The sequence below is a fragment of the Polaromonas sp. genome (genome assembly GCF_030680935.1).
Taxonomy (GTDB): domain Bacteria; phylum Pseudomonadota; class Gammaproteobacteria; order Burkholderiales; family Burkholderiaceae_C; genus Polaromonas.
The window spans coordinates 1-6,574 of the sequence record NZ_JAUXUP010000035.1 but is presented as its reverse complement, the minus strand read 5'-3'; the positions used below and the strand labels follow the sequence as shown (position 1 = coordinate 6,574).

The window sequence follows — 6,574 nt, the reverse complement described above, 5'->3', positions numbered from 1 at the left end:
AGTCAAGAAACACCCTGAAGTCGGGCAGGTCGCTTTTGTAGTTGCCGTCACGCCCGATCTGGCGCATCAGGTACATGCCCATGGCGTAGCCACCGAGCGCGAAGAACAGGCCATGCCCCAGCGACAGGATGCCGGTGTAGCCCCAGATCAGGTCCATGGCCAGGGCGACGATGGCGTAACACATGATCTTGCCGACCAGCGCCACCGCATAGGTGCTCATGTGGAACATGCTGGTCTCTGGCACCAGCAGATTGAGCACCGGCGCCAGCGCGCAGACCAGCAGCAGCGCAACCAGAAAAGTGCTCCAACCCGCGCCGGTGAGCAGGGGCCCCCTGGCAGGCAAGGTGACGGAAGTCCAGGCATTGCGCGCGCCGGTACGCATCGCGCTGGTGTAGGGATTGGCGGCAGGCGTCACTGGCGTTGCGGGCGCAGCCGAAGGCGCTATGCCTTGCTCGGCTTGCAGGGACTCGTTATTGGTATGAATAGGCGTGTTCATGGTTACGCTTCGGGCTCATAAGCAATTGCAGGATGCGCGATGCCGCAGGTGTCGCCCTCTGGAACCATTCGCGCTGTGTCGATCCCCACGGTGTGGGGCCCCTCGCCAAGTGCGCTCATGCTTCCGCACTCCGGCCCTTCATCGCGAAGATGCCCTGAGGCCGCTTCTGAATGAAGATGATGATGAGCACCAGCACCGCAATCTTGGCCAGCACCGCACCGGTCCAGCCTTCGAGGAATTTGTTGAGAATGCCCAGACCCATTGCGGCATACACGGTGCCGGCCAACTGGCCCACGCCACCCAGCACCACCACCATGAAGGCATCCACGATGTAGCCCTGGCCCAGGTCCGGGCCGACGTTACCGACCTGGCTCAGCGCGCAGCCGGCCAGACCTGCAATACCCGAGCCTAGGGCAAACGCATAGGTGTCCACGCGCGCCGTGTTCACGCCCATGCACGAAGCAATCGGCCGGTTCTGCGTGACACCGCGCACAAACAGACCCAGCCGCGTCTTGCTGATCAGCCAGGCCATGCCCAACAGCACAGCGATCGCAAAGCCAATGATGACCAGCCGGTTGTAGGGCAAGGACAAATTGCCCAGCACCTGCACGCCGCCACTCATCCAGACCGGGTTTTCAACACCGACGTTTTGGGCGCCAAAAATCGAGCGCACGAGTTGCTGCAGCATCAGGCTGATGCCCCAGGTCGCCAGCAGCGTCTCCAGCGGACGGCCGTAGAGGAAACGAATCACGCCGCGCTCCAGCGCCGCGCCCATCAGCGCCGACGCCATGAAGGCTACCGGTACGGCCGCCAGCAAATACCAGTCGAACAGGCCGGGCAAATACTGCTGGAACAGGCCCTGGACCACATAGGTGGCGTAGGCGCCGATCATCATGAGCTCGCCGTGCGCCATGTTGATGACGCCCATCAGGCCGTAGGTGATCGCCAGGCCCAGCGCTACCAGCAGCAAAATGCTGCCCAGGCTGATGCCGCTGAAGACTGCGCCCAGTTTGTCACCCCAGGCCAGCGCAGCTTCCACCTTGCGCAGCGAGGCCTGCAGCGCACTCTTGACCTCGGGGTCTCCTTCTTCCGCCAGACGCGCAATCAACACCGTCTTGCTGATCGGGTTGTTGCTGCCAGACAGACGCGCCGCAGCTTCCAGCCGCTTGGTCTTGTCGCTGCTGCTCAAAAGAATGGTGGCCCGCACCAGCTCAAGCTGACTTTTCAGCGCGGGCACCTTCTCGGCGGCGTAGGCCTTCTCGATCAGCGGCAGGCGCGACTCGTCGGCACCACCCGACAGCGTCTTGATGGCCTCGGCACGGACTTTTTCTTCCTTCGAGAACAGCTTGAGCGCGGCCAGGGCGTTGTCCAGCTCACCGCGCATCATGTTGTTGTTGATGACATCTTCTGCGTCTGCCGGCACTGCCAGCTCGGCGCCGCTTACCGGGTCAAACCCTTTGTCATCCCTGATCAAAAAAACTTTGTCGCCTGCGGTTTTGACCGCGTCGTCGGCCAGCGCCTGGATGAAGGCTGCGGTCTTTTCGTCAGCACTTGCGGCGGCCTTGCCCAAGGCTTCCACACGTGCCGACGTTTCCCCCAGGGTCATGGCTTTTGCCTCGTCCATGCTCAACGCGTGGACACCGGTAGCCATAAAAAACGTGGCAGATAAAAGGATTGTGCGAATCATCATGATGGAAAGAACCTGTAGGGTGGACACGGCAGCAGCGGATACCCGCTGTGCTTATGCCCAGGCTGCAACTTCCTTGAAAAATATCGAATACGCATGCACCGGAGTAGTGCAAGAAGTGGGCCAGACCAAAAAAAGCCGCACCTGTTTTTGCAAATCAGATGCGGCTCGCACCGCCTGGCCACTAAGGGCCTGGCGGTAGCTGCTTACTTGGAGGCCATTTTTGCCGGCTCGTCGGGCTTCTTGTCGTTGCCTTCAATGTACGGGCTCCATGGCTTGGCTTTCACCGGGCCAGGTGTCTTCCACACCACGTTGAACTGGCCGTCGGCCTTGATCTCGCCGATAAACACCGACTTGTGCAGGTGATGGTTCTTCTCATCCATCTTGGAGACGATGCCCGACGGTGCCTTGAAGGTCTGGCCGGCCATGGCGGCGATGACTTTGTCGGTGTCGGTGGACTTGGCCTTTTCAACAGCCTGCTTCCACATGTTGATGCCGATGTAGGTCGCTTCCATCGGGTCGTTGGTCAAGGGCTTGTCCTTGTGGCCGGCGATGCCCTTGGCTTTGGCGTAGTCAGACCACTTCTTGATGAACTCGGTGTTGGCCGGGTTCTTGATCGACTGGAAGTAGTTCCAGGCAGCGAGGTGGCCCACCAGCGGCTTGGTGTCCACACCGCGCAGCTCCTCCTCACCCACGGAGAAGGCGACGACTGGCACGTCTTTGGCTTTCAGGCCAGCGTTGCCCAGTTCCTTGTAAAAAGGAACGTTCGAGTCGCCGTTGATGGTGGAGACCACAGCGGTTTTGCCACCGGCCGAGAACTTCTTCACATCAGCCACGATGGTCTGATAGTCGGAGTGGCCGAACGGGGTGTATTTCTCGTCGATGTCCTTGTCGGCCACACCCTTGCTCTTGAGGTAAGCACGCAGAATTTTGTTGGTGGTGCGTGGGTACACATAGTCGGTACCCAGCAGGACCCAGCGCTTGGCGCCGCCGCCTTCCTTGCTCATCAGGTAGTCAACCGCAGGGATGGCCTGCTGGTTGGGCGCTGCACCTGTGTAGAACACGTTCTTGGACAGTTCTTCGCCTTCGTACTGGACGGGGTAGAACAGCAGGCCGTTCATTTCTTCAACCACAGGCAACACCGACTTGCGCGACACGGATGTCCAGCAGCCGAAAATCACCGAAACTTTGTCCTGACCGAGCAACTGCTTGGTTTTTTCTGCGAACAGCGGCCAGTTGGAGGCCGGGTCCACAATCACGGGCTCAAGTTTCTTGCCGAGCACGCCACCCTTGGCGTTGATTTCGTCAATCGCCATCAGCACGGTGTCTTTCAACACGGTTTCCGAAATGGCCATGGTGCCCGACAGGCTGTGCAGAATGCCCACCTTGATGGTGCCACCCGACTGGGCGTGGGCTGGCAGGACAGAGAGGCCAGCCAGGGCGACGGCGGCAGTGAGCGCCTTCAGGGTAAAACGACGTTGCATGTGTGCTTCTCCGGTAGGTGAGTGGTTCGCTTTTCGCTCCGCAAAAGCCGCTAACGGGGAGCTTTTACGAAACGATGAGGCGATTCTGGGCACCGGAGGTGAAACGGGCTATACGCCGGGTGGCGTACGCAGGATGAGGACTACAACTTTTTGCTATTAAAACAGGAGCTGTCCATGCACAATTGGCGGGCGCTAGAGGTCTTTTTGGCTGGACTTTTTCGCATCCGCCTCAGGCGCCCGGGAGGCATCGAGTGCCTCCTTGCGCGCGTTCGCAAACAAGTCCCAAGTCGCCATGAACATGGCGGCCACCACCGGGCCAATGACAAAGCCATTCAACCCGAACAGTGACATGCCGCCCAGGGTGGACACCAGCACCACATAGTCGGGCATCTTGGTGTCTTTGCCGACAAGCACTGGCCGGAGAATGTTATCCACCAGGCCAATCACCAGCACACCGAATGCGATCAGCACCAGGCCTTGCCAGATGGCACCGGTGACCAGAAAGTAGATGGCCACTGGCACCCAGACAAGAGCGGCGCCCACAGCCGGCAAGAGCGACAAAAAGGCCATCAAGGTACCCCACAGCACAGGCGCATGAATACCCAGCAACCAGAAAATCAGGCCGCCCAGCGCACCTTGCAGAACGGCTACCAGCACGTTGCCCCGGACGGTGGCACGTATGACGGTCACAAATTTTTCGGCCAGATCGTGCTTGATGCCGGCCTCCAGCGGAACAGCCGCATGAATCCGGCGCGCCAGCGCTGCGCCGTCACGCAGCAGAAAGAACAGCAGATACAACATCACAAAAAAACTGACAACAAAATCAAATGCATTCTGGCCAATACTCAAGGCCTGTGTGGCAATGACTTGACTGCCTTTCGACAGCGCCTGCGCCAACCGGTCTTGAATGACGCCTGTGTTGTTCAGCCCAAAGCGGTCCAGCAGGCCGGCGACCCAGCCGGGCAGCGCGTTGTACACCTGATGAAAATAGCTGGCAAAACTCAGCTCCCCTGATTGGACACGCCTGAATACGGCCGATGCTTCCTGCATCAGCAACGCACCGATCAGTGCCAGGGGAAGAATCACCAGAACCAGAATAACCCCGACAGTGGCCAGCGCGGCCAGCGTGCGCCGGCCCTTCATGGGTTGGAGGAAGCGCAGAAATGGCGGCGTGAACATCAACGCAAAAATCGCACCCCAGAAAATAGCACCGTACAGGGGCCAGAGCACCCATAAAAAAGCAGCGGATGCGAGTAGCAGCAATAGCAGGAATGCCCGGTTTTCAAGTGCGGGAGATCGGGCGGTGTGGTGAATTTTCATGATGGACGGTAATTTCCAGTTGACTGCTTGAATGCCCTGGCGCAGCGCAATCGCCGACCCGGATGGGTCTGACCATGATGCGCGTCGCATGACCGCATGGGGACAAGGCGGTACGTTTTCCGACTGTGGGACGAAACGGCAAACTTCTGTCGGCGTGGGCCCGGTGCGCACTCGTTATGGACTGAAAAAACCCGCACCGCGCTGGCCCCAAAAAACCGACTCCACGGCCCGAGCCAGGTCAAAAAAGAGGGCCTTCGGTCAACCGCTGCCGCGCGACTGGGTGGATGTCGGGCCCCGCAGCCTGTGGCGACTCAGCTGGGCGTCCCTCCGGCAGAGCACCCATAAGTGCGCGAACTTGCCATAACTCATCTGAATCCGCCTGAATCCCTGTCAGACTGGAGATGCTTGCGCAGGATCATCTTTATGGTGAGCGGTCGGGCAGTTTTCGCGAGCCGACCGGCCACCGCTGGAGCGTGGGCCACAGCATTGAGGCCGTGAGCCCCGCGGAGATGCGGCGTCGCTACACCGCGATCATGGATACGCCAACAGTGTGATTTGCTACGCGACCGGTAGCCACGATAAAGCTTGCCGCAGATAGACTGCATATGTCCGGCAGGCACACCGACTCACAACTGTGCCCAACTGGACGCTCGGCCCTCACGCAGCACCCGTTGCAGGGTGTGCAGCAAGTGGTCATTGGAGGTTTGTGCCTTCACCAGGACGGCGGCTGCCCGGGCGCTCTCGGTACGACTCACTTCGCGGGCTGAAAAAACCACCACCGGCGGCGGCCGGTCCAGCGCATCAATGTCGGCAAACAGGTCCCAGCCGGAACCGCCCGGTAGCGTCAGATCGAGCAGCACCAGGTCAAAGCGCTGCTCGAGCAGCCGCGCGCGCGCTTCCTGTAGCGTGGCAGCAAACTCGAAGGTGGCGAAGTCCTGCACAATGGCCGCGGTGATGCGCTGGATGTCCAGATCGTCCTCGACGTGAAGAATCCGGGGTTTGCCTTGCGCCATGCCGTCAATGGCACGGCGCAGGCCCAGCACCAGCAGGTTTTCATCGATCGGTTTTTCCAGCCAGTCGGACACCGACAGGGGCTGGTTGTTGAAGGCGATCTGGCCTTCACCGGCCATCGCTGACACCACCACAATTGGCAACTCTCGCGTGCGCTCCTGGCTGCGCAGCGTGCGGATCAGCGTGATACCGTCCTGATCCGGTAGCTTGAGGTCCAGCGTCATGGCTGCATACGCGGTCTGCGCCAGCAAGGCCAGGGCCTCTGTAGCGCTGTAGGCCATGTCGCTGTCAAAGCCACCCTTGTCCAGCATCATGGTGATCAGGCGGGCGATGTCGCGGTCGTCCTCGCAAACCAGAACCCGGGGGCGGTTTGAAGCGCGCAGGGTCACTGGCTGACTGGCCTGTGGCTCCTGCCACTCTGGCAATTCAAAAAAGGGAGCTTCGTTGAATTCACTGTGAATTTCTAGGCCATCGCCAAATTCAACTTGCCACAATGAAACAAAATTCTTGCCCGGTAGTTGGTGAAATTACGGAACCCACGGGCATTGGCCTTGATGAGTTGGATGGCGCTGTTGA

At 59.9% G+C, this 6,574-nt stretch carries 5 protein-coding genes and 1 pseudogene; all 6 read right to left on the bottom strand.

Annotation, left to right across the window (positions count from 1 at the left end):
- Window positions 1-382: pseudogene (locus Q8L50_RS09415) on the bottom strand (urea ABC transporter permease subunit UrtC); the annotation flags it as partial.
- Window positions 383-611: 229 nt separating this feature from the next.
- On the bottom strand, window positions 612-2,186 hold the full coding sequence (urtB, locus tag Q8L50_RS09410; protein ID WP_305348408.1) for an urea ABC transporter permease subunit UrtB: 1,575 nt from the start codon (window positions 2,184-2,186) through the stop codon (window positions 612-614).
- A 203-nt stretch (window positions 2,187-2,389) separates the two neighbouring features.
- Window positions 2,390-3,667: an urea ABC transporter substrate-binding protein gene (gene urtA / locus Q8L50_RS09405; RefSeq protein WP_305348407.1), complete on the bottom strand. Its 1,278-nt coding sequence runs from the start codon at window positions 3,665-3,667 to the stop codon at window positions 2,390-2,392.
- A gap of 192 nt (window positions 3,668-3,859) precedes the next feature.
- On the bottom strand, window positions 3,860-4,987 hold the full coding sequence (locus Q8L50_RS09400; protein WP_305348409.1) for an AI-2E family transporter: 1,128 nt from the start codon (window positions 4,985-4,987) through the stop codon (window positions 3,860-3,862).
- Window positions 4,988-5,613: 626 nt separating this feature from the next.
- Window positions 5,614-6,387 carry a response regulator gene (locus Q8L50_RS09390; protein WP_305348406.1) on the bottom strand — a complete coding sequence of 258 codons (774 nt, stop codon included), beginning with the start codon at window positions 6,385-6,387 and terminating at the stop codon, window positions 5,614-5,616.
- Window positions 6,388-6,461: 74 nt separating this feature from the next.
- Window positions 6,462-6,574: transposase (locus tag Q8L50_RS09385; RefSeq protein ID WP_305347601.1), on the bottom strand; the 113-nt coding region annotated here is incomplete at its 5' end.